The sequence below is a fragment of the Pseudopedobacter beijingensis genome, from assembly GCF_042678145.1.
In the GTDB taxonomy this organism is placed as follows: domain Bacteria; phylum Bacteroidota; class Bacteroidia; order Sphingobacteriales; family Sphingobacteriaceae; genus Pseudopedobacter; species Pseudopedobacter beijingensis.
The window spans coordinates 104,535-128,184 of the sequence record NZ_JBHUDG010000017.1 but is presented as its reverse complement, the minus strand read 5'-3'; the positions used below and the strand labels follow the sequence as shown (position 1 = coordinate 128,184).

Here is a 23,650-nt window from a genome sequence, read left to right as displayed (position 1 = left end):
CATTCTGCAATTGGATATAGAACGCCTAATGAAATGGAAATGTTCTATCGGAAAAAACAGAAATTAGTAGCATAAAAAGTCTCCACTTTTAAGTTGCAATTCCATACCGCCATAAAACTAACAGATGTCTCCATTCCGTTCCACTCCAGTTGACATGACGATGCGTTTAGTTAATGGTCGAGGGGCCATAGTTATTAGTTCATCATTCACTAGTTCATAGCTCAACATTCATCTTTATGAGTTTCTTGTTCATCGCTCCCATTCATTGTTCATCATTCATAGTCTCCCCAGTTCATCATTCATAGTCTCCCCAGTTCATCATTCAATAGTTATTAAAGTTCTTCCTAAAAAAGAAAGGAGCGACATAAAATTATGCCTATCTCCTTCCCTTCAACTAAACTAATATGATATATGGTGTTATTCTCCTAAATTTTCCTGTTTCCTGTATGCATAATAAAACATTTGCGGTAACACCAACAAACTCAACAACATACATACCAGAAGTCCGCCAACAATCATAATGGCCAGTGGTTTCTGTATCTCGGATCCAATACCTGATGACAATGCTGCCGGTAATAATCCAAAGGATCCCATCACGGCAATCATAAATACAGGTCTGATTCTATCACGTACACCACTTGAGATGGCTTCTTGCAATGGCTTTCCTCTGTCCAGATAATTCTTCATCACCGAAATCAGGATAATACCATCTATGGTTCCTACTCCAAAAAGGATAATAAAACCTATACCTGCAGAGATACCAAAAATAGTATGGGTTACAAACAGAGATATAAAACCACCTATAAAAGCAAACGGAACTGTTATTAATGAAAGCAGTGTGTCTTTCATATTGCCAAAATTGATGTACAGCAGAAAGCCTATCAATAATAATGAGATGGGAACAATAAATGTTAACCTGCCCATAGCGCGTTGCTGACTTTCGAACTCACCTGCCCATTCCAGATTATAAGATGCCGGAAGCTTAACCTTTTTGGCTACTGCCTTTTGTGCTTCTGCAATAGTTCCACCCAGGTCTCTGCCTCTGACAGAGAAACCTATGGCAATATACCTGCTACTGCCCTCGCGGTAAATAAATGCGGGTCCGGTATGGAAATCTATATTGGCAATTTCTGATAAAGGGACCTTAGCATCGCCAACTGCGGGTACCAATATATTTTTAATTTCTTCTTCGGACTTTCTGTAGCGCTCATCGTAACGAATCCTGATATCAAACATCCGATCGTCTTCGTAGAACTTGGAAGCTGCCTTTCCTCCTATCGCCATTTCCACAACAGCTTGTGCATCTGCCATGGTTACTCCATATCTGGCCATCTTTGTTTCGCTTAAGGCAATTCTGAGTTCTGGCAAACCAATGTTTCTGAAAACATTAATATCTTCTACCCCATCCACATTTTTAATCACCGCAGCAATACTGTCTGCTGTTTCTTCCAGACGATGCAAATCATCGCCATATACTTTGGCTACTAACGAGCTCTTTACTCCTGCTACATATTCTTCTACGTTATCCATAATAGGCTGGCTAAATCCAAACACTATTCCGGGATAAACATTTAAGGTATCCTGCATCTGCTCCAGCAGTTGCTCTTTGGTAATTTTGGTAGTCCAGTCCTCCTGATCTTTCAGCTGAACGTGAAATTCTATATTAAAAAACCCTGTCGGATCAGTTCCATCATTAGGTCTTCCTGTTTGTGTAAGTACAAAACTCACCGGTTCAAAACTTCTCAGTTTATTCTTCATTTCATTGGAGAGCCTGACTGATTCGTCCAGATTAACGCTATTGGGTAATGTTGCCCTAATGTATATAGAACCTTCGTTAAGTTTAGGAATAAACTCGGTTCCTATCTTTGTAAAACCTAATCCACTTATTAACAGAAGGGCTACAAAAGATATAATGGTGGCTTTCTTATGCTTTCCACAAAATTGGAATAGATTGTAAATCCCATTCATAAACCATTCGGTTACCGGATTATGCTTATCTACTACATTCTTGTTCAGCAATAATTTACACATTACGGGAACATAGGTTAAGCTCAATATTAACGATCCAAGTAAAGCATAACCTAAAGTAAATGCCAACGGAGAGAACATTTTACCTTCTACTTTCTGGAAAGTAAATATAGGTAGTAGTGCAATAATGAGTATAAGCTGTGCAAAAAGTATGGACTTACCTACTGATTTTGCCCTGTCACTGATAAAGCCATCTTTAGGCATCAGGTTAAAAGCAGGCATTCCCATTTCTTTGGCCCGTCGGTCTAGCCCCACAAAAACGTGTTCTACAATAACCAGCGTTCCCTCCAGTAGAAGTCCAAAGTCTACCGCTCCTATGGAAATAAGATTTGCCGAAAGCCCCTGTACCCTCAACATAATCAATGCAAAAAGGAATGACAGCGGAATAACGGAAGCCACAATAACTGTTGATCTCCAGTTGTAAAGAAATACAAATACCACTACAGAAACCAATAAAATTCCTTCTATAAGATTATGGGTTACTGTTTTTACGGTTTTATCTACCAGTGTGGTACGGTCTAAGAAGGGTTCTATCTTAACATCTTTAGGTAAAATACGGGTATTAAGGTCTTCTATTTTATCTTTTAACCTGTCTATGACCTCACTGGGGTTTTCGCCGCGCAGCATTACCACAATACCTTGCACCAGATCATCATCATCATTTAAGCCCACCTGTCCTAATCTTGGCTTGCCTGTAATTTTAACTTCGGCTACATTCTTTACCAGTACAGGGGTATTTTTAACATTTTTGATGAGGATATTCTCTATATCCGACACTTTATCCAGTAAACCTATACCACGTACTACATAAGCCTGACTTCCTTTAAGGATAGCGTCTCCGCCTACGTTAATATTACTATTGCTTACCGCATCAAATACATCCAGGGCAGTAAGGTCATAACTTTCCAGCTCTATAGGATTTACACTTATCTCATAAGCTTTTTCTACGCCACCAAAACTCACTATATCTGCTACACCGGGTACTGCCAAAAGCTCTCGTTCTACCACCCATTCCTGCAGGGTAGACAGGTCTTTTATTTCTTTACCTTCGCCTTTGATAACGTACCTGAATATCTCTCCTGTAGCACCGGAAGGCGGTTCTATTTCTGCATCGGCACCGTCTGGTAAATCAACATTACGCATTCTGTTAGAAGCGTACTGCTGTGCATAAAAATCGGTAATATCTTCTTCAAAGTTGACGGTTACCACAGAAAGCCCAAACAGGGAGATAGACCTAACGTCTGTTTTACCCGGGATGGTATTCATTTCTTTGGTGATAGGAAGTGTTATAAACTTCTCTATTTCCTCGGCACTTCTGCCTGGCCATTGGGTAATAATTCTTGCCCGGGTACTGGTAACATCCGGATAGGCTTCTATTAATGTATGTTTTACTGCTATGATTCCTGCTGCAACCAACAAGAAGACCATAAACAGTACTATAACGTGGTTTTTTAACGAACCACTTACTATCTTTTCAATAAAATTTGTCATCCTGCGATTTTATCTGTCCTTAATTTGATTATAGATCAGTAGTTGATTTTGCGTAATTACCCGATCTCCCTCTTTAAGCAACTGGCTATTGACAAAATAATAGCGTCTGTCTTTTCCTATAGGCTCTACCTGTACGGCCTGAACATCGCAATCGCCCTTATCTATAACTACCTTATAGCTATTATTCTCAAATAGTACGGCATCTTTAGGAATGGCCAATGCGGTACCTCCGGCAGGTTTGTAAATATGTACCCCTACCATCATCGAAGGTTTTAACCTTAAGTCAGCATTATCAATTTCTATGATGGCTTTTAGCACGCGCTCTTCTTCGTCAAACACATTGGATAACCGGTCTATTTTACCATAAAAAACCTTATCAGGATACGCTGTCGTAATGATTTCTACAGCCTGTCCGACTTTAACGCTTTCCAGTTGGTTAGGAAATACATTAGCCTGTACCCAAACTTTTTTAAGGTTAGATAGCGTAAACAGCTCGTCTTCACCTGCATCTATCTGCGTTCCTACAGTAATTTTCTTTTGAACAATATATCCGGTTGCCGGTGCTTTAATAGTGAGTATCCCTCTTTCTATATTACCACCTTGTAGTTTTAAGGTTTCCTGGATACGTTCTATTTCTATCTCGGCATAAGACACTTCGTTTTGAGCTTCTATTAAATCACGATCTGATGCTACTCCGTCTGCATGCAGGTTTTTGGTTGATTCCAGTTTTCTTTTAGCCAGTTTCAATTCAGATTTGGCTTTTAACAGCTCGGATTTCTGGTCGTTAAATTCAGTCGTTCTTACTTCTGCCAAGACCTGTCCTTTTTGTACAAAATCGCCCAACTTAAAATTAACTTTCTGGATAACACCACTCACCAAAGACTGGTAATTATAAATTTCGTCCTGATTGTAACTTACACTTCCTGTAAGCTCTATTTCCTGACTAATATCTTTTATTAACAAGGTATCTGTACGGATTATTCCTCTTAACTGAGGAGTCATCAGGCAACTATCCTGATTTACATTTTCTGCTTCCTGTTCTTTATTTCCGTTGCATGCCGACAGAGCTAAAGCAAACAAAGAAACATATATAGAGTGTTTATAGATATTTAACATTATAATTCGCCTCCTATTAAATAATTAAGGTCTTCTTTTTTAAGAATGATATTTTTTAATGATTCGTAATACTTTTCTTTACTTTCTCTGAAGGATTCAAAAAAATCAAGGAACTCCAATAAACTCAGGTGATGTTGCTGGAAACTCTTGGTTATAGACTGACTCATGCCTTCCAGTTTATCGAGGTAGTCTTTATCTATTTTTTCGTATAACTGGATGGATTTATTAAGGTCTGTCCATTTTTTAAAGACAGTATTATTTAATTCTGAAACTTTTTGTTTTTCTGTAAGTACGCTTTTCTCCAGCTCAAACTGGGCTTCTTTGATATTCCCTTTATTTCTGTCAAACAATGGCAAATCTAACGAAACACCTAAGCCTACAAAGTTGCGCATCACGCTACCCTGTCTGTCATAACTAACCTTTAAATTCAGATCGGGAACTTTATTTGCTTTTTCAATAGCCAGCTGTGCCTCGCTAATCTTAATCTGGTCTCTGGTGGCTTTCAATCCCGCATTATTATCAGATAGGGTTATTAACTCCTGCAAATTGTATTGCTTCAGTTTCTGTACGCTTTCTTCTATATTTTCATCAGCTACAACCAGATAGGTTTTGGGTTCTAAAAACATCAGGGTTTTCAACTCCATTTGTTTTTCGGTAATGTCCTCATGCAAACCATTTACCTCTCCCTGTAAAGAAATCTGTAAGGCTTTTAAACGGTATAACTCTACCTGCGAAATATTACCTTGTTTAAGTTGAAGTTCCTGAACTTTTAGCAGTTTATTGACTTCAGCCAGTTGGAAATCGTATCCACCCTGTACTTTCTGCAGATACAGCAATTCGGCCATATTTTGCCTGAACTCTGTTTTCAAAGCTTGTAATAAATCTGTAAAAGCTGTCTCTGCTAAATCTTTGTTACGCATTTCCAATGCAATGGTTTTTCTGCGTTTCCCGGCTGTATAAACCAATTGTTCTAACTGGGCGGCTACATTTCGGTCTCTCCAGAAGTTACCAAACAAAGGAGGAATTTCTTCTGTAGTGCCATCTACAAAGAGCTGCACTTCTTCCAATGTAAATTGTGGGTTAGGCCACACTTTTGCCTGCAATATTCTGGCATCTGCCTGATTAATGTTTAACTTTTCAATAATGAGAGGCAGGTTGTTCTGCAGGAAAATTTTCTCTGCTTCCTGCAAGCTTAGTTTTAATGTATCTACTTGCTGCGAAAATGCTAATACGGGTATACTAAAAAATGCAGCAAATAAAATACGTCTTAATCGCACCGACATATATCTATTTAATTTGTTTCTAGTAAACAAAAGTAGCTGCGTCAGATTAAAAGGACTTTCACCTCAGATTAAAATTTGATTAGTGTTTTTGCTGAATGATGAACTTTAATAGTTATTGAATGATAAACTTTTGAATAATGAATGATGAACGGGGGAACTATGGGCCATAAAAATGATGAACGATGAGCTTTTGAACTATGGACTATCGACCATGGACAATGGACAATGGACTATCGACTAGCATTTGGCAATGCCTTCGGCTGGTGTTATGTGATAAGATAGTTTGGGTTTTGTTTTAAGGAAAAGTAATACTTACTTCTGTGCCGCTCTCCCGCTTACTTTCTATTGCAATATCAATATGATGAAGATCCAATATTTGCTTGGTTAGATATAAGCCTATTCCATAACCTTTTACATGATTATTGGGTTTACTTCTATAAAACAGTTCAAAGATTTTTTCCTGCTCTTTTTCTTCTATTCCCGGACCCTGGTCTATAATCTTCAAAACCAGTTTTCCATCAGCTACTTCTGCATTAATTTTAATAGGTTCTGGATATGAGAATTTTATAGCATTGTCTATAATATTATTGATGGCTACAAACAAAAGATCTTTATTTCCATGAATAACAAGCAATTCCTGCGACTCGGCAACATCCTTTAAGTCTACAGATACTTTAAGGTCTTTATATTCTATTTGTTTCTTATCCAGCACTTCCCACAAAATTTCATCTATCATGATTTTATTCATTTGATGCTGCGTGGGCATTTCCAGACTGGACAGAGTTAGTAAGCCTTCTATGATAGACTTTAAATGCAGACCATCTCTTTTCATAGATAACAGAAAATCTCTGTATTCTTCATTACTGCGAGGTTGGTTCAATGCTATTTCTATTTCACCAATCAACACGGCTAAAGGAGTCTTGAGTTCATGTGATGCGTTTTTTAGAAAGTTACGCTGAATCATCATACTGCGATCCAGACGTTCTAAGAAATAATTAAACGTGGTGATCAGGTTTTTGATTTCGTCAGGATTACCTTCCGGGACATCTAACCTAACGCTTAAGTCCTCTGGTTTTATGGCATTTACTTTGGTTATAATTTTAGAGAAAGGTTTAAATGTTCTGTTGGCTAAAATACTCGTCAGAAAATAGTGAATAATAAGCCCCAGCACACAGAAAATTAAAAGCATCCAACGCAATGCTACCAACTGCTGTTCAGCGGTTTCATCTACTCCTGATGCTACCACAATAAAATCTCCCTGATTATCTTTATAAAACAGGCACACCACCTGTCTTCCATCTATTCTGGTATTGTATGCACCTAAGGACGCTACTTTATCCAAAATGGCATCGGGCACAGAAAAACTCAGGGTATCATCAACATAAATCTTTTTATCACTGGCATGGTACAAACGGATGGATTCTTTAGAAATTCGCCTGAACTGTTCTTCTATATTTGTATAAAGACCTTCATTCATTTCATCTTTCTCGAGATAAAAATAGGCGGCAATTCTTGCTCTTTCAAATAGCCTCCTGTTGTACATTTGTTCTGTATGATATTTGAATAACAGATAAGTTCCGAAAACTACAAAACTTAAAGTTATTGCAAATATGAATGTTGACCTTAAAGAAAGTTTTTGCCTAATGCCCATCTTCTTTTGCCTTTAGCATATATCCTGTTCCTTTTACCGTATGCAATAATGGTTGAGAAAATCCTTTATCCAGTTTCTTTCTTAGAAAATTGATATAAACGTCTACCGTATTGGTGGTATAATCAAAGTGAATATTCCATACGGCTTGAGCTATACTTACTCTGGACAATGCTTTTTCTCTGTTTTTCATAAAAAACAAGAGCAATTTGTATTCCAATGGGGACAAATTTAATTCCTTACCGTCACGGGTAGCACTTTGTTCGTCTACATTGATTTCTACACCTGCATAACGTTGAAACTCAATAATGCCCTTACTAAATTCCATCCGTCTTAGCTGCGCATTAATCCTGGCTAAAAGTTCGTCAAATAAAAACGGCTTTGACAGATAATCATCTGCTCCGCTCTGCAAACCTTTTACTTTCTCTTCCGGACTATCCAATGCACTCAGGATAATAATGGGCGTAATAAGTTTTCTTCGCCTTAACAAATTGCAGATCTGAAAGCCATCCATATCCGGTAGCATAATATCCAGAATAATGATATCATATTCGTTTACCATAGCCTCCTGAACAGCTTCTGTACCGGTATTGACTGTTTTTACCTGATATAGATTTTCTGTTAAGCCCTGATTAACGAATGAAGCCACCCGGGTATCGTCTTCCACTAAAAGTATTTTGACCATATACTCAATATAATCAGAAATACTATCAAATCAATATTTTTTTGACCTGCATAGGTATTCTCTCAGCAAAAGTAACAGCTAACAGATTAAAAACTCATTAAAACCTGCTTAAAATATCATAATCAGATTCTTTTTAGTTTATATCTTCTTCTCAAATCGTCTCTGAAAGGCAATGGATGATAGCGTTGGTTAATGCAAGGCCCTTTTAGAAAGACATTGCCAGGGGAAAAACAAAAAACCTCTTTGCTATCCCTAAATTTTAACGATAACAAGGAGGTCTGATGTTCGCTTTTGTTTTTATGCTATCGCACTATTATCTTCTTTACTTTCGTCTTCTACTTCTATAGCTGGCGGCATAAGTTTATAAATCACCGGGGTTACAATTCTGGACAATAACGTCGAACTGATAAGCCCGCCTATCATCACAATTGCTAAAGGTGAAATTAATGGATTATTTGACCAGGCAATAGGCAACAAACCTCCTATGGCTGTTAAAGTGGTTAAAATAATAGGCAGAAACCTGATTTCGCCTGCTTTTTCTATAGCCTGATCTAATGACATTCCTTCGCGTCGTAGCTGATTGGTAAAATCTACCAGCAATATGGTATTCTTAACTTCTATACCTGCCAAGGCAACTATACCTATGGTAGCTACAAAGGACAATGTATTACCAGTAACCATTAAAGCCAGCACGGCCCCCACAATACCTAATGGAATAACCGATAGTACAATTAATGTACTTTTAAAAGTTTTAAACTCCAGTATCAGGACCGCAATAAACATAAATACGGTAACCAGTATCACGGTACCAAAACCACCAAAAGATTCTTTACGGCTTTCTACCTCTCCTCCCATCTGATAATGGTAACCATCGGGAAGTTTTTTGGCATCCATTTTCTGGATCACTTCATTGATAATCTTATCATTCAAAAATCCTTTCTTTACAAAAGAGTTTACAGAAACCATCCTTATTTTATTATGGTGCTTAATGGTAACGGGAGAACTTTCAAAAGTGAGGTTTGCCAATTGTTGTAAAGGAACGGCACTGCCCTGTACATTATTTACATACAGGTTGTTTAGAACAGACAAGTCCGGAAACGAACTTCTAGGTACACTTAACCGTACTTTATAATCATCTTTATCGCTTTGTGGATTACTGTAACGGGCAATGTCAAAACCGGAAATGGCCATTCTTACAGTCCTGTCTATAGCCACGCTGGGTACCCCTAAACTTAATGCTTTTTCTTTATCTACATTTAAACGGATATCTACCTTATTGTTTTTGACTGGATTATTCACATAAATAGTTCCTTCTGTTTCTATCAGCATTTGTTCTACTTCTGCCGCCAAACGTTGTAAAGTATCTAAATTATCGCCCATTAACCTCACTTCTACCGGAGAGATAACAGGAACTCCCTGCTCAAAATCTTTGACTTCTATTTTTGCTCCCAGATAGGTGGTCCATTTTTCCCTCAGTCTTTCTATAATCTCTACTTTTTCATTGGCTTTTGTTTCTTTTTTTAGTTGTACAAATATTTCTGCAAAATCTGTACGTTGGTTTTGTTGTGCCACATTATAGTAAATACGTGGATTCCCTTTTCCTACGTTTGAAGTATAATATTCTACCTCTGGTATTTTCGCCAGTTCTTTTTCTATTTCACGGGTTAAGCTATCTGTATATAAGAAGTTAGCCTGCTGAGGTGCCATGATATTGATCAGAAACTGTGGTTTTTCTGATGGCGGAAACAAACTAAAGCCTATTACCGGAATAAGGGCTACCGAACCCGCAAATATGACCAAAGCGATGAGCACTGTTTTTACTGGTTTCTTTAAGGCCTTATCTAAAAATACAGCGTATGTATTATGAATTATCTTTTGAAAAGTTCGTAATACTATATTTCCTTCGGGGTTTTCATGTGGTTTTAATAAGCGACTGGAAAGAAAGGGAACTACGGTTAAAGCAACCACCATAGAGGCTACCACAGTACTGATAACGGCTACAGGCAGGCTTCGGATAAATTCTCCTGAGGCCTCTGGCATAAACATCAATGGCATAAAGGCTATTACTAATGCTGCTGTACAACCTACTACAGCCATAGCGATCTGACCGGTACCTTTTATTGCTGCTTCTGTTTTTGAATATCCCTCCCGCAACCATCTTTCTATATTTTCTACAACTACAATACTATCGTCTACCAATAATCCTAAGGCCACCACAAAACCCACAATACTGAGCTGATTCAAGCTGAATCCAAAAGCATTTAACAGGATAAGACCAATAGATAGGGATAAAGGAATAGCAATCATCACCACTAAAGAAGCTCTACCACCTAAAGGTAAAAGAGTGATCAGTACCAGCGAAACTGCTATCAGAAAGTCAATCCCTAAACCACTTAAACGATTATTTACATTATCTGCCTGATCAAAACTCAGAACCAGGTCCATATTGGCCGGAAGGCTTTCCTTAAACTTTTCAATTACCGGAAGATAGGCTTCCTGTGTTTTACTAATGTTTTCTCCTGATTTCTGGGCAGCGTTAATAAGTAAACACCGGTAGCCATTTAACCGGGTTGTATGGTCGTCTGGTGCAAAATCGGGATATACATCTGCTACATTTCTCAATAAAGTGTTTTTTCCTCCATTGCTGTACACAATTGTATTCTTGATTTCTTCTATACTTTGATAATTGCCACTGGTTTTTACACTAAACGATTTACCGCCTCCTATTACGCTCCCTCCCGGAATATTTGCTGCTTCACTTTGTATCGCATCTACCACAGTATTGAGCGGAATTTTCTTCTGCGCCAGTAAATCCGGTTTAACATCTACTTTTACCAACTGCTCGGGTAAGCCACTAATTTTAACTTCTTTTAATGCCGGTATTTTTTCCAGTTCATCTTTTAATCTCTCGGCAACATTTTTCAATGCCTTGCGTGATGCATTTTCAGAAACCAATGCCATTTGTAAAACACTCACTCCATCCGGATCTACTTTTTCTACATGGATATCATAAATATCATTGGGCAGTATACTTCTGAAAGTAGCCACTTCCCGCACCAATTCCTGGTACTTACTGTCGTAATCGCTGCTAAATTTATATTCTACATTGACTACGGCTAAACCATCATATATAGCTGTTTTAATCTGTTTGATATTATCCAACCCATAAATACGACTTTCCATAGGTTTTACCACCAGCTCTTCCATATCTGCCGGACTGGTTCCCGGATAAATAACCACAATAGGAAACATAGGGGTACGCATCTCGGGGTCTTCTGCCCTGGGCATAGAAAGCATGGTAGTTATCCCTACTATCAATACCATTAACACCATGGTTAAGGTAAACTGATAGTTTTTTATTGAGTATGAAGCTAAATTCATTACTGATTAACTAGTCTTTTAATAAACATCATTTCTTTATAGTGATAGGGGTTCCGTCTGTGAGGTAAGCACTTCCTGAAATAATAATGGATTTGGTGCTTTCCAAACCGCTATCTATTAACACACGGTTGCTTTGTATTTCTTTTACACGAACCGGTATTTTATGGGCTGTTTTACCATCCTGCGTAATAAAAACAAACGCTTTGCCACCGTCTCCATCCATTAATGCGTCAAACGGGACACTCCAGCTGCGACTGGTGCTTTGCGGATAGATAACTGCATTGGCAAATAAACCGGAGGCTATTTTAGATTGACCCGCAGCATTTAATTTCAGATAAACGGTAAACGTTCCGGAAGCGGGATCTACACCTTCAGATTTCTTAAATACAGATGCTTCCAGCTCATCGGCCAATGCTTCTGCTTTTATGCGGGCTTTATCTCCAATGTTAATGGCTGTCCACTGTTTATCGCTTGCTCCTACTTTTAGCAACCAGTTATTCCCTGATGTACTGTTAACTTGTAATATGGGTGTTCCGGGTCCTACTACCTGACCATTATTAGCTAATTTTTTCAGTATAAAACCTTCTGATGATGCCCGCAGATAATTCTGATCTTTATTGAAATGAGCTGCCCTCAATTGCTCTTTTGCTATGCGTAAGGCAGTTTCGGCATTTTGCAATTGCTCTAACGTTGCCACACTGTCTTTATACAGCTGTTTTGCCCGGGCATAATCTCTTGCTGCTTTTTCTTCTCCTAATTTTGCCTGTGTAAAACCTGCATCTACCTCTGTGGGAATTAATGAAGCTAATAATTGCCCGCGTTTAACCCTATCTCCTTCTTTAACCAAAACCTGATCAATAACACCTCCATTTTTAAATGCCAATAGCGTTTCGTTATCGGTTGTAAAAAATCCCGATACTGCAATAACCTGTTGTGCTGCTTCTTCTGCTATATCCATTACCTTTACCGGAACAGGTTCATCGTTTCCTAAAGAAGTACTTTTTTCTGCTTTACGACCACAGGCAATAAATAAAATGCCCATAGACAATAATAGATATTTAGTTTTCATCTGTTTGTTTTTTCAATGATTATAAAGATGTTTTGGGTTTAGATATTTCTCGTTCCAGATCTGCCGCAGCCGTCAGTACCTGATACTTATTAACCAGAGAAGACAATCTTGCTGCCGTTAGCTGGTTTCTTGCATCAATAGTTTCTATATAAGTATGTGTTCCTGCTTTATAGCCTTTATCTATTAACCTTTGATAGGCTGATGCGGATTCTAATTGTTTTAATGACGATTCGTACTTTTTATAAACGGACCGTAAGTTGTTCTGCGCTACCTGCGCACTTAATGTTAACTGGTTTTTAGACCACTCCAGGTTTAGCTGACTATCTTTGAGATCCAGCATAGATTGCTGTATTTTAAAACGATTTCTGTTGCCGTTAAACAATGGCATATTCATTTGCACACCTAACATCGCATAACGGGATTGTTTATTAAAACGCAGATCTTCTGCTTGTGAACCCAAATCAATAAAACCATTTACTTTAGGGACGCTAAATTTCTTGTTCATACTGATCAGGTTTTCATGAATATCTACCAGTTTTTCCAAAGATTTAATTTCTTCCCTGTCAGATACGTCTGTAGCTGTCACCAATAATTGCTTAGCTGCTGACAAGGCTAAATCTGCATTATACAATGTATCTATAACTGCTGCCTGATTTCTGTTTAGCAAGGCATTAAAGTAGAGCCTGGAGTTTTCAACATTCTGAGTAGCTTGTGTAAGCTCGGCCTCTACCTGCTCTATTTCACTGTTGGATCTTAAAACATAAGCAGGCAATCCTTTACCCGCAGCCAAAAGCCTTTCGTTTACCCGTTTAGACTCTTCGGCCAAGTCCAATGCTGAGCGGTAAATACTTAATGCTTTTTGTGCTTTCAGATAATTGTAATAAGCGTGTTTTATATTTTTTATTAACTCTTGCTTATAGATGGTGACTTCAAAGTCTTTTAAAGCTATCTGCTGTGCATTAATCTGCTTATTAAATGAAAGATCTGTATTAAGGATAGGTACAGAAGCCCTTACATGTACATCGTAATAGTTCTTCGGTAAAAAATCTATGGACTGATTTTCGAGGAACGGAAAGTTATTACTTTGCGTTAGCTGGTTTAAGGTAGCATATACCGGATTCATTAAATCGCCTAAGGGTAGCTGTATACTTCGCCCACCTGTTGCTGTGGTATAACTTCCCTGTACATCTATATTAGGCAGGTACAAACTTTTGGCTTCTTTTAAAGCCAGTGTAGCCTTATCCAATGAAACATTCTTTTGCTGAAGCACCAGATTATTCCTGAATCCCTCCTCTATATAGCTATCTAATATTCCGCTTTGCGAAAAAGCAACATTTACAGTACCTACACACACAAACAACAAAGCAACGAACAGTGTTTTAATTATTAACAGTGTTAACTTCATGGATAAAAAAATTATTCTTTAAACTTTTCTAACATATTGATAAAATAACCGAAGGTATGTTCCAGCACAGATTGTTCTTTAGACACGTTGACCTCCAGCTTAGACATCACCATATCTAACTGTCCATTCAGATTTAAAGTACACAAACCATGCATAGATGACCATATCATTAAACAAAGCCCTTGCAGGGCATGCCCCTGAAAATAGCCTTTAGACTGACAGTCTTTTACCGTCTGCAATAAAAAACCAAATGCCTGCAAACCCTCTTCCCAATCCTCCACATCGCAAAAATGCTCATCGTAACCTGCAGGATGTTTCATCACAAACATCAGCTCATAAAACTCAATATTTTCGTTAGCAAACTTCATATAAGTACGCCCCATAGCTTTTAAACGCTCAAACGGATCTTCTACCAATGATAATGTTTCAAACTTAGAAGCCAGCAATTTAAACCCTTCCTGCTGTAAGGCAGAAACAATCTCGTTCTTATCTTTATAGTAGAGATAAATGGTGGTTGGACTAAATTCTATTGCAGCTGCAATTTTACGGATAGATGTAGCCTCGTAACCTTCTTTTAGAAATAGCTTTTTTGCCGCATCCAATATCCGCCCCCTTAAATCCTCTTTGTGTCGGCGCTTTCGTTCAGCAATACCCATATAGTATTATTTTAAATCGCAACAAAAATAATTAACACTGTTAACTATTCAAAGTTTTTTATTCCATTCAAGCATTTATACTATTTTTTTACTTTTTTATGAAGGATTGTCTTTTCCTTACCGGCAATTGTATTATTTTTGGGCTTTCAATGACCCAATCTTTTTTCGCATGAAATTAATTTATACAGGCAAAACCAAAGACGTATACAGCCTGGAAAACAATCAAGTATTATTAAAGTTTAAAGATGATGTTACCGGAGAAAACGGTGTTTTCGACCCTGGAGCCAACACTGTTGGATTAACCATTGACGGTGCCGGAAAATCGGGTCTTAAAATGACCAAACATTTCTTCGAAATCCTGAACGGCATGGGTATACCTACTCATTATGTATCTGCTGATATTGATGAGGTAAGCATGGTGGTAAAACAAGCTAAAGTATTTGGGAAAGGTTTGGAAGTAATTTGCAGATACCGTGCTGTAGGAAGCTTTCTGAGAAGATACGCTGCTTACTGTGAGCAGGGACAACCTTTAGACAGCTTTGTTGAAGTGACAATTAAAGATGACGAAAGAGGCGACCCTACCATATCTGAAGATGCTTTGGCTATGCTGGGTATCTTATCTCATGAAGAATATCAAAAACTTAAAAGCTTAACCCAGCAGATTTGTGCTATTGTTAAGGCGGAACTGGCTAAGAAAAACCTGGAGCTATATGACATTAAACTGGAGTTTGGCCGCGATCACGTTACAAACGAAATTATTCTGATTGATGAAATATCTGGTGGAAATATGCGCGTGTATAAAAACGGAGAATATATTGCACCTTTGGACCTTGAAAAAGACTTTTTAGGGTAAAATTCATTTATCTGATGGTTTAAACATCGGTATCGGTATAATATGGTGTGGAGTCGGTTTTTAATTCGGCTCCACTCCTTTTCTTCCTTTCAATGGATTTCTCTACTATATGCTAGATTCTTAACCGCATAATAAGTGTTCTATAATTCAGTATCTAAATCACTCTTTTCAGTTTTCACCTTATCCTGAAGGGTTTCCCAGCTTTTTCTGGTCATGATAGGCCTTACTTTAAAACCTTTCTTTTTCTGAGATTTACTATATTCCACAATATACTCAGCTCGTTGTTTAGATTCAGGATGCGTACTTATCCATGAAAAATATTTATCAGCATCAGCGTTTCCTTCTGCCAATTTATACATGAAATCTGCAAAAGGTAATGGATCTATTCCTGCTTTTAGCAAATAATCAACAGATTTTACATCTGCTTCTTTTTCCATTTGCCTGTCAAAAGCTGTGGAAGACAATAATTTAGCAGCCTGCTTAATTAACTCAGGATTATGCTGACCTGTGGTTACAGACAATAGTGCAGTTAGTCCCAGTTCTTTAATCAGCTTTTTCATCACATGATTCCCCTCAATATGTGCCAGTTCATGTCCCAACACTCCGCATAACTCTTCTGCATTGTCTGCCTCTTCTATCAGTCCTGTATACACCACCAGATGTCCATCTGGTAATGCAAAAGCATTAATTTCATCTTTTTCTAGAATATGCAACTTTACTTTTGACAAATCAATGCCATTTGCCTTGCAGATTTTGCTCACCAAACTATCTATTGGGCCAACAATCTTCGGTGATTTTATTTCTTTGTCTTTTTTCCTGAATAAATCCCAAAATAGCTCGCCCAGCTTCTGTTCCGTTTTTACAGTTGCTTTTTTTACCTGAAGCAAATCCATCCAATCTACTTTAGACAAAACCGCCCAGCAACAAAAAAAAGAAACGACAATAATAATTCCTTGTAAAACAATTTTTCTCATTTCTTACTTTTTGCAAATTAAATCGGTTAGACCACCATAAAACCACCAGGAAACATGGTTCCCCTTTCGGGTTTGTACTGCCGAATAAATAGTTGCAATAAACTCTACAATATTAAACAGCACGACAGATAATATATAGGCTATATAATCATTACTGATATTTTTATCTCCAAAAAGAATAGAAATAGTCCACCAAAAACCAAAACTGTTGATAAATAAGATAGAAACCTGTGATAACAATGCCTGTGTACAATGCCAACGGACAAAATAACTACCTTTTCGGTTTCCCAAATAAAAAACCAATGTGGCAAAAAGATTAATAATAGGTAAAGGTAAACCTGCTATAAGAGCTACCATAGACATTAAATAGCTGTTAGAAGCTTTCTCTGTCTCGTGTTCCCCAGGTACGTATTCAAATGTTTTTCCGGTATGCATTTATAAGCCTTTAGAAATATTCCATAGCCAATTAATAATAACAAGTAAAATGGCTGGAACCGCAAATAGTGGTTTTCTGAGTATAACCTCTATTTTCTGGTATGTATTAAACAGGGTATTTTCTTTTCTTAACCAATCTGTAATAATCCATATTGGAGAAAGTAACATAATAATGGCAACTAAAAAACCCAAAGGATTGATCATGAACGCTTTCTCCATTTGTCCTTTCATAATGGATAGCACCGACCTTGTAGCACCACAAGATGGACAGGGTATATTGGTTACATGCTTTACCAAACAGAGATCAAAAGAAGATTGCCCTCCCGGACCTGTTAAGTTTACATACAACCAGATATACCCTAAACAACAGGATATAAACAATAACAGGTAAAGTTTATTCCTCGTCAGCAACATTTTTTAATATAATACTTGTTGAAGTTTTTCTATATTCTTTTGTCTGGTTGCACCCATGATCATAAACCAGTCAACAATTGCCCAAATACCTAAACCTCCACAGGTTAAAAGTTTTCCGACACCTAAACCAGTATCTCCAATCATGAAACGGTCTATTCCAAATCCACCTGCCAACAATGAAACAATTAAGCTTGTAGTAGGATCTTTAAACTGAAGGGTTTGTATCATCACCCATTTAGAATCGTCCATTTCAAGTAGTCTTTCTCTGATCATAGGCAGCTGATGACCTTCAAAAAACTTGCTATTAGTCATGATAAACATGTCTACCTTTTGTGCATCCATTTTCTATTATTTTAATTTGTATGTTATTATGATTGTTCTCTTTTAAACAAAGACTTTCCAGTCAGGTATCAGCAATATTTCATAGGGTTCCGAAGTTCCAAAAATAATTTTTTTATTGATGATTCCTAGCCCTTGTTTAAAAATTTATAAAAAAGATAGTTGTTTAAAAAACTTTAAGCTAAAACAACTGGAATTTACATTTCCAGACAATCATATTTTTCAAGAGCAGTTTCTGATGTACGAAACAGTAAAAAACACCTCCCAGAAAATATGCAATAACATCTCCCCAATCTGCTCTATTGTACGGGGTATACATAGGGGCTATATATTCGAAAACCACAGAAGTTAATGCGGATAATGCCAAAAGTTGATATAAGGGAAATTTATAAGGAACTGTTAATCTGAGTAGGACCAATCCTACAACATGTGCAAAATGCGCCACTAAAGGAACAAATACAAAATCTGTTAACCAGCTATTGATATATGGAATAATGACATCATGTTTTCTTAACCCACGAATTATACACCAGGCTAAACAATAGAATACGAAATACCTATCAAACAACAGGTATATTAATGTGCGAAAGATACCGCTACAAGCATGGCTAAGATACCGCATGACATTAACAATAAAAACATAACCCATCCCAACTTTTTAGTCGCTTTTTTTGAAGCACTGTCATTTTCATTATATGGAAATATGGTATTCCGTATATCATCCAGATTTCGGCTAATCATATTCTTTTTCTTAGCATCCATATCCTCTCATTGTTTAAAATTAATACACTCCACAAAAATAGAACAAATGTTCTATTTCCATATAAAAGTGAAATAAAAAATTTAAAAGAGTATGGTAAGGCTACATCATATATGCTATAAGCAAATCATTAATAAAGAGGAATGTAGTTTATCCGGACTTCTTCAAACAAAATAAAACAGATCTTGTTCTTAATCTGAAAAGCGAATTCTTAAAATATTTGAAATAAATTTATAAATTCATCATTCAATGTAAACTACTGAATCGCATAAAACAACTCAAACAAACATCTTACAACAATGAAAAAACTAATATTGATTATACTGATTCTGATTTTAATCTTAGCCGGTATATTAATTATCAAAACTATAACCTATCCTTTTGTTAAAATAAAGGACGAGGAAAAGTCTGCCCAACCTATTGTAGAATCTGTTAGTGATTCTGCTCTTTACAGATTTTCGCAGGGTATTAAAATTCCCACCGTATCAGTTGGCGAACTTGGGGTATTTAATTTCGAACCTTTTGAGCAATTGGTTACCTATCTAAAATCGGCGTATCCCGAAGTACACCGTAACACCCAACAATATACCGTAAACAATGGCTTTGGCCATGTATATATCTGGAAAGGTAAAAACAGCAGTCTAAAACCTATTCTTTTTCTATCTCATATAGATGTTGTTACTCCGGGGGATGCACCTGTAAAAAACGAAACCAGCGATAATATTTTTCAACCTCAGGACAAACCACTTCCTTCGCCCACCGAAATTGCTAAAGAATGGGAATATGGTCCATTTTCTGGCGCCGTTGCTGGTGGTAGAATATACGGAAGGGGCACAATGGACATGAAAGGAATGTTGTTTTCTTTAATGGAATCTATGACTGCTTTAATGAAGTCCGGTTTTGTTCCAGAAAGGGATATATATCTGGCATTAGGTTGCGATGAAGAAGTGGGCGGCCTTAGAGGTGCTAAAAAGATTGCAGAAGATTTTAAAAGTAAAGGTTTAACTTTTGATGCTGTTTTTGATGAAGGCGGTGTGGTTATGCAAAAAGGAGCCTTAGATGGTGTAAATACTGATGTAGCACTTATTGGTTTGGCTGAAAAAGGATTTTTGTCTGCTAAAATTAAAGTTAACGGACTTGGAGGACACTCTTCTATACCTCCGCTACAAAGCGCCATTGGTAAAGCTGCAGTAATTATGCAACGTCTGGAGACAGAACAGATGAAACCGACATTAACCCCTTTAATCAAAGATTTTTTCCAGAATGTAGGTGGTGAAATGCCTTTTACTTCTAGAATGGCTATAGCCAACACCTGGTTGTTAGAACCTATATTATTAAAACAATTGACCAAAACCAATACGACCAACGCATTGATAAGAACTACTACTGCTTTAACAATGATGAAAGGCAGCGATGGTACCAATGTTCTTTCGCCACAGGTAGAGTTTGTGGTAAACTTTAGGATATTACCGGGAAATACCATTGAAGAGGTTAAAAAACATATAGCCAAGGCTTGCGAAGGTTTTGATACTGAAGTGGAGGAAATAGACAACACACGCAAGGCATCCAAAGTATCTCCTACCAATGCCAGAGGATACAAGATTATTGCAAAAACCATCAAATCCATCTACCCTGATGCCTTGATTACACCCTATTTAACTCTGGGAGGAACAGATTCTTACAAATACGAAATTGTGAGCGATAATGTTTATCGTTTTATACCTTTTGCAATCAACAATTACGAGCAACAAAGCATACACAGTACAAACGAATATATTAGTATTGAGAATTATGGCCGAATGATTAAATACTTTGGGTCTATCATGAAAGAATACGATATGCCAGAATAAATAAAAAGGAAATTAAAGTCAGAAAACCGGAGGTGGGGTTTCCAATAATATTCTATTGATGATGAACAAAGAACCTTGAACTTCGGTCTTCTGATTAAAGCTATAAAATGATGGATTCAGACTCTTGTTTTATTAGAGCTTAGTGTATTTCTTTAGCAAAATAACTCAATTCTACCCCCTATTTAAAGGCTGTAAAGGCGGTTTTCAGTTAAAACTTTCTGGTGTATCGCTATAGTCTAGCTCCAACATAGCTATAGTCAAACTATAGCAAAGGGGACTTAGTGTATTTTCAAGACAAAACATCGCATAAATTTCAGGGGTTAGGGATTCTCCTAAAGATGTGTTAAAAAGGTTGAGGGATACAGTTTTTGTTGACCAAAAAGGGAATCATCTCATAATCAAAGCAAATCTATCTTATGCCCGTAAGATTCTTCATTATGGTTAGCATGAGGACACCTGTCTTGGCGTAAGTCAGTAGACAAAGGTAATTAAACTTAACCCCGAACAGTGCTGTGGTACTACTCTTGTCAGAATCACGGATTCAAAAGATTACACTGATGCAAGTGTACTATATCAATTAACTCCGTGAAATCCAATAATCCTGCATAATCCGTGATTCAGATAAATGAAAATTAAATTTAACAGTTCATCGTTTAAAAATCTCTTAGAGCTTAGTTCCTTGCCCTTCAATTTCTCGTCATACGGAGTACTTCGTCAAGCTAATAATTCTTTTTATAAAAGTATATTTTGCGGATGAGATCCTTCCCTTCGGGATTACAGGAAAAAGAAGTAAAATGGCGAGGCTGTAGGGCGTTTTTGAGAGATCCCTCGACTCCGCTCGGGATGACAGAAAGGGGATGGTTGGAATGATGGAAAAAGGAGATCTGAATGATAGAAAGAGGGTAATTGGAATAACAGAAAAGGGAAATCGGGATTAGGAGAAAAAGGAATTGATATGAAAAAGTGAAATGACTGGCCTCTTTTGGATGTTTGTGCTATAAACATTAAAAAGGGGCCAGTCTCTTCATCTTACAAGATAAAGAGACTGGCCGAAAAGTCAAAAAATGCTATCATTTCGAACAAGGAAAAATCTCTTTCAAAAACGCTTAAGAAAGAGATTTTTCAACTCTGTTCAGGATGACAGACACTTTTTCGGACAGCTACATCTGATTCCTATAATTTTATACTCGAACCGGAATACGCTTCCTGAGGCATTTTGACTTCCTGGTTTTTATCTTTTCCATTTTTCTTATCCTTTACCGTAATTTTTATAGTTTCTGCTTTTTGCAAAGGATCTGCAAGGTATATATCCTGCCCGGATTTTGTATTCTTTACCATCACTACACAAGGTTTATCTACTGCTATAGCCATTTCACTATTTTCTACATTTCCGGCTGCATAAAAAACCACCTGCATCATTTTTAGGTTTTGGTGGTAAACTGCTTGTATTGTCTCTGTATTTGACAGTATGTTAATCGATTTTGTATCTATTTCTTTGGCTCCTTTAACACCAGGAAAAACAATATATTCATACTTGGATTTTTTTGGAGATTGTCCGTGGTTTATCCACATTTTAAATACATTTCCCGTTATCTCTTCTTTTGGTTGAGAGTTATTAATATAATGCCAGCTTCCTTTTTGTTCCTGTGTGCTTATTTCTACAGCTGACTGTTCTGGGAAATAATACCCGACACCATCATGTAGCACCCAACTTTTTCCGGCACTTAGCTTTGTCTCTGCATTTTTATTTAAACTTTCATTAGTTGATGTTTTCACTGATCCATTCAGCCACGACTGATTAATTGTAGTTGTAATATTCTCAGGTCCATTGGCACTAATATCTGAACCTAAGGCTACAATCTCTTTATCAAAAAAGAACCAAGCTTTTTTTGCGCTTACGCCATCGTAATCTAATTGATATGCAGTTGCTCCATAAATACCATCTGATACTCCTCCAGCAAATTCGTTATTTCCCGGTACACCCCAGCTTTTGTCTATTTTAACATTTTCGTTATGGTCTGCAGCTGTTACTCCCGGTATTTTATCCCATTCCCAAATAGGCATAATATCAAAATACTCGGGTCCTCTAACCTGTATGTTTGTTGCTCCATCTGAAAGGTACCTTCCATATAAGTTTTCTCCGTTCCCGGTTTCACTTCTATTGGTTCTTGTACTGGCAATCCTTACATTAAAAGTATATTCAGGTCTTACATGTACGGTATAATCGCCATTCCAGAAGTGTTTATGAAAAGACTTTACTTCATACTCTGCTGTTTTAGAACCATCAAATCTCATTTTAGCATCTTCCAGTTCTTTTGCATTTTTTGTATCCAGATTAGCCATTTGCCCCAATCTGTATTTTTCTGAGTTTTTTTCCAGGTTCCCTTTACGGGTTACCCCTCTCCCTTCTACATTAAAATCTATGTATTTGGAGCGAAAAACTTTTAAATAAGTATCTCTGTAGAAAGTAGAAAATACCTGCATTTTCTCTTCACTAAGAGCGTAGGGTGTACCCACTACATATTTGGACACTTTAACAATTCCAGATACAAAAACGTTCCCATAGCCGGAAACATACAATTGCGGACCATGTTGCAAATATGAATAATCGTATTGTAAGCCTTCTTCTTTGTACACTAATGCTACAGGTAAAAAAAGTTCATTTAAAGATCTTTGTAACAAGCCTTTATCTTCTACCAATAAGGAGCGATAAAAGTAGTGGGTAGCTATATCGGTTTTGTTAGCGCCTGTTTTAGTTTCCATATTGCCACGCTTCATTCTCTCAATCAACTTTTCTTCCAATTCGTGGGGTAATTTTTCGGTTCCAAAACGCATCAATATTAAGGTAAGTCCTAACTTCTGAGGCACACTTATCTCATTATGCCACCAGTTTTTGCTCTGTGGGTCTTTATCATACCAATAAGTAAAGGCTTTTACTATGCCCTGATATAAACGCTTATCATCTTTCAAACCTCCTTCGGGATTGTTATACGCATTCACCAGACTTTGAAGTCTTTCTATATGCGTTACAGGTTCCCAATTGGTAATATCTGTTGCCGAATAATTGATATCTTTCCAGCTACCATCGGATTGTAATGTACTTAACCATTTTTTTCCGTTTTCCTCTATTTTTGTTCCTTTTTTAGACTCATCCTCATACACTCTTTTAAGTATTGTTCCAAAAGGATAAGTAGCCTGTGCCCAACAATAGGTGGTTAAAGCAAAGGTAAATACCAGTAATAATTTAACTTTTTTCATCGTTT

General features: G+C 37.2%; 18 protein-coding genes. 2 read left to right on the top strand and 16 right to left on the bottom strand.

The features are described from left to right. Positions 1-417: 417 nt before the first annotated feature. The 9 genes from ACFSAH_RS11585 to ACFSAH_RS11545 form a co-directional block, all read right to left on the bottom strand. Positions 418-3,519: an efflux RND transporter permease subunit gene (locus ACFSAH_RS11585; RefSeq protein WP_379662902.1), complete on the bottom strand. Its 3,102-nt coding sequence runs from the start codon at positions 3,517-3,519 to the stop codon at positions 418-420. A 9-nt stretch (positions 3,520-3,528) separates the two neighbouring features. After that, positions 3,529-4,635 carry an efflux RND transporter periplasmic adaptor subunit gene (locus ACFSAH_RS11580; protein WP_379662901.1) on the bottom strand — a complete coding sequence of 369 codons (1,107 nt, stop codon included), beginning with the start codon at positions 4,633-4,635 and terminating at the stop codon, positions 3,529-3,531. Beyond that, positions 4,635-5,918, bottom strand: coding sequence for a TolC family protein (locus tag ACFSAH_RS11575; RefSeq protein ID WP_379662900.1), 1,284 nt, complete (start codon positions 5,916-5,918; stop codon positions 4,635-4,637). The genes ACFSAH_RS11580 and ACFSAH_RS11575 overlap by 1 nt, the downstream gene beginning before the upstream one ends. Positions 5,919-6,213: 295 nt before the next feature. Beyond that, positions 6,214-7,569 carry a sensor histidine kinase gene (locus ACFSAH_RS11570; protein WP_379662899.1) on the bottom strand — a complete coding sequence of 452 codons (1,356 nt, stop codon included), beginning with the start codon at positions 7,567-7,569 and terminating at the stop codon, positions 6,214-6,216. Beyond that, positions 7,559-8,251, bottom strand: coding sequence for a response regulator transcription factor (locus ACFSAH_RS11565; protein ID WP_379662898.1), 693 nt, complete (start codon positions 8,249-8,251; stop codon positions 7,559-7,561). The genes ACFSAH_RS11570 and ACFSAH_RS11565 overlap by 11 nt, the downstream gene beginning before the upstream one ends. Positions 8,252-8,548: 297 nt before the next feature. Next, entirely contained in the window at positions 8,549-11,632 is a 3,084-nt protein-coding gene (locus tag ACFSAH_RS11560) for an efflux RND transporter permease subunit (protein ID WP_379662897.1), read from the bottom strand. Positions 11,633-11,660: 28 nt separating this feature from the next. Continuing rightward, positions 11,661-12,701, bottom strand: a complete 1,041-nt coding sequence (locus ACFSAH_RS11555) for an efflux RND transporter periplasmic adaptor subunit (protein WP_379662896.1) — start codon at positions 12,699-12,701, stop codon at positions 11,661-11,663. Between the two features lie 19 nt (positions 12,702-12,720). Then, on the bottom strand, positions 12,721-14,106 hold the full coding sequence (locus tag ACFSAH_RS11550) for a TolC family protein (RefSeq protein WP_379662895.1): 1,386 nt from the start codon (positions 14,104-14,106) through the stop codon (positions 12,721-12,723). 11 nt (positions 14,107-14,117) lie between these two features. Beyond that, entirely contained in the window at positions 14,118-14,762 is a 645-nt protein-coding gene (locus ACFSAH_RS11545; RefSeq protein ID WP_379662894.1) for a TetR/AcrR family transcriptional regulator, read from the bottom strand. A 169-nt stretch (positions 14,763-14,931) separates the two neighbouring features. On the opposite strand from ACFSAH_RS11545, the gene ACFSAH_RS11540 reads away from it, so the two are divergent. Continuing rightward, positions 14,932-15,615: a phosphoribosylaminoimidazolesuccinocarboxamide synthase gene (locus ACFSAH_RS11540; protein ID WP_379662893.1), complete on the top strand. Its 684-nt coding sequence runs from the start codon at positions 14,932-14,934 to the stop codon at positions 15,613-15,615. Between the two features lie 140 nt (positions 15,616-15,755). Here the strand turns inward: ACFSAH_RS11540 and ACFSAH_RS11535 are convergent, their stop codons facing one another. The 6 genes from ACFSAH_RS11535 to ACFSAH_RS11510 all read right to left on the bottom strand — a co-directional run bounded on the left by ACFSAH_RS11535 (position 15,756) and on the right by ACFSAH_RS11510 (position 18,539). Next, positions 15,756-16,589 carry a M48 family metallopeptidase gene (locus ACFSAH_RS11535; RefSeq protein ID WP_379662892.1) on the bottom strand — a complete coding sequence of 278 codons (834 nt, stop codon included), beginning with the start codon at positions 16,587-16,589 and terminating at the stop codon, positions 15,756-15,758. A gap of 3 nt (positions 16,590-16,592) precedes the next feature. Continuing rightward, complete coding sequence (locus tag ACFSAH_RS11530) at positions 16,593-17,024, bottom strand: magnetosome magnetite crystal formation protein family (protein WP_379662891.1); 432 nt, start codon at positions 17,022-17,024, stop codon at positions 16,593-16,595. Continuing rightward, positions 17,025-17,438, bottom strand: coding sequence for a DUF2752 domain-containing protein (locus tag ACFSAH_RS11525; RefSeq protein WP_379662890.1), 414 nt, complete (start codon positions 17,436-17,438; stop codon positions 17,025-17,027). It lies immediately after the preceding gene. A gap of 3 nt (positions 17,439-17,441) precedes the next feature. Further along, positions 17,442-17,780 (bottom strand): TM2 domain-containing protein, encoded by a 339-nt coding sequence (locus tag ACFSAH_RS11520; RefSeq protein ID WP_379662889.1) that lies wholly within the window; start codon positions 17,778-17,780, stop codon positions 17,442-17,444. 178 nt (positions 17,781-17,958) lie between these two features. Continuing rightward, entirely contained in the window at positions 17,959-18,345 is a 387-nt protein-coding gene (locus ACFSAH_RS11515) for a hypothetical protein (RefSeq protein WP_379662888.1), read from the bottom strand. A gap of 8 nt (positions 18,346-18,353) precedes the next feature. Continuing rightward, positions 18,354-18,539 carry a hypothetical protein gene (locus ACFSAH_RS11510; protein ID WP_379662887.1) on the bottom strand — a complete coding sequence of 62 codons (186 nt, stop codon included), beginning with the start codon at positions 18,537-18,539 and terminating at the stop codon, positions 18,354-18,356. A gap of 297 nt (positions 18,540-18,836) precedes the next feature. On the opposite strand from ACFSAH_RS11510, the gene ACFSAH_RS11505 reads away from it, so the two are divergent. Next, complete coding sequence (locus tag ACFSAH_RS11505) at positions 18,837-20,387, top strand: M20/M25/M40 family metallo-hydrolase (protein WP_379662886.1); 1,551 nt, start codon at positions 18,837-18,839, stop codon at positions 20,385-20,387. 1,173 nt (positions 20,388-21,560) lie between these two features. Here ACFSAH_RS11505 and ACFSAH_RS11500 read toward each other — a convergent pair. Next, on the bottom strand, positions 21,561-23,645 hold the full coding sequence (locus ACFSAH_RS11500) for a polysaccharide lyase 8 family protein (protein ID WP_379662885.1): 2,085 nt from the start codon (positions 23,643-23,645) through the stop codon (positions 21,561-21,563). Positions 23,646-23,650: the final 5 nt, after the last annotated feature.

Bases quoted from the DNA above. Each gene is read 5' to 3' on its own strand.
- ACFSAH_RS11560 (WP_379662897.1), bottom strand. From the start codon at position 11,632: ATGAATTTAGCTTCATACTCAATAAAAAACTATCAGTTTACCTTAACC.
- ACFSAH_RS11525 (WP_379662890.1), bottom strand. From the start codon at position 17,438: ATGTTGCTGACGAGGAATAAACTTTACCTGTTATTGTTTATATCCTGT.
- ACFSAH_RS11570 (WP_379662899.1), bottom strand. From the start codon at position 7,569: ATGGGCATTAGGCAAAAACTTTCTTTAAGGTCAACATTCATATTTGCA.
- ACFSAH_RS11520 (WP_379662889.1), bottom strand. From the start codon at position 17,780: ATGGATGCACAAAAGGTAGACATGTTTATCATGACTAATAGCAAGTTT.
- ACFSAH_RS11535 (WP_379662892.1), bottom strand. From the start codon at position 16,589: ATGAGAAAAATTGTTTTACAAGGAATTATTATTGTCGTTTCTTTTTTT.
- ACFSAH_RS11530 (WP_379662891.1), bottom strand. From the start codon at position 17,024: ATGCATACCGGAAAAACATTTGAATACGTACCTGGGGAACACGAGACA.
- ACFSAH_RS11555 (WP_379662896.1), bottom strand. From the start codon at position 12,701: ATGAAAACTAAATATCTATTATTGTCTATGGGCATTTTATTTATTGCC.
- ACFSAH_RS11580 (WP_379662901.1), bottom strand. From the start codon at position 4,635: ATGTTAAATATCTATAAACACTCTATATATGTTTCTTTGTTTGCTTTA.
- ACFSAH_RS11550 (WP_379662895.1), bottom strand. From the start codon at position 14,106: ATGAAGTTAACACTGTTAATAATTAAAACACTGTTCGTTGCTTTGTTG.
- ACFSAH_RS11500 (WP_379662885.1), bottom strand. From the start codon at position 23,645: ATGAAAAAAGTTAAATTATTACTGGTATTTACCTTTGCTTTAACCACC.
- ACFSAH_RS11540 (WP_379662893.1), top strand. From the start codon at position 14,932: ATGAAATTAATTTATACAGGCAAAACCAAAGACGTATACAGCCTGGAA.
- ACFSAH_RS11505 (WP_379662886.1), top strand. From the start codon at position 18,837: ATGAAAAAACTAATATTGATTATACTGATTCTGATTTTAATCTTAGCC.
- ACFSAH_RS11565 (WP_379662898.1), bottom strand. From the start codon at position 8,251: ATGGTCAAAATACTTTTAGTGGAAGACGATACCCGGGTGGCTTCATTC.
- ACFSAH_RS11575 (WP_379662900.1), bottom strand. From the start codon at position 5,918: ATGTCGGTGCGATTAAGACGTATTTTATTTGCTGCATTTTTTAGTATA.
- ACFSAH_RS11545 (WP_379662894.1), bottom strand. From the start codon at position 14,762: ATGGGTATTGCTGAACGAAAGCGCCGACACAAAGAGGATTTAAGGGGG.
- ACFSAH_RS11585 (WP_379662902.1), bottom strand. From the start codon at position 3,519: ATGACAAATTTTATTGAAAAGATAGTAAGTGGTTCGTTAAAAAACCAC.
- ACFSAH_RS11510 (WP_379662887.1), bottom strand. From the start codon at position 18,539: ATGGATGCTAAGAAAAAGAATATGATTAGCCGAAATCTGGATGATATA.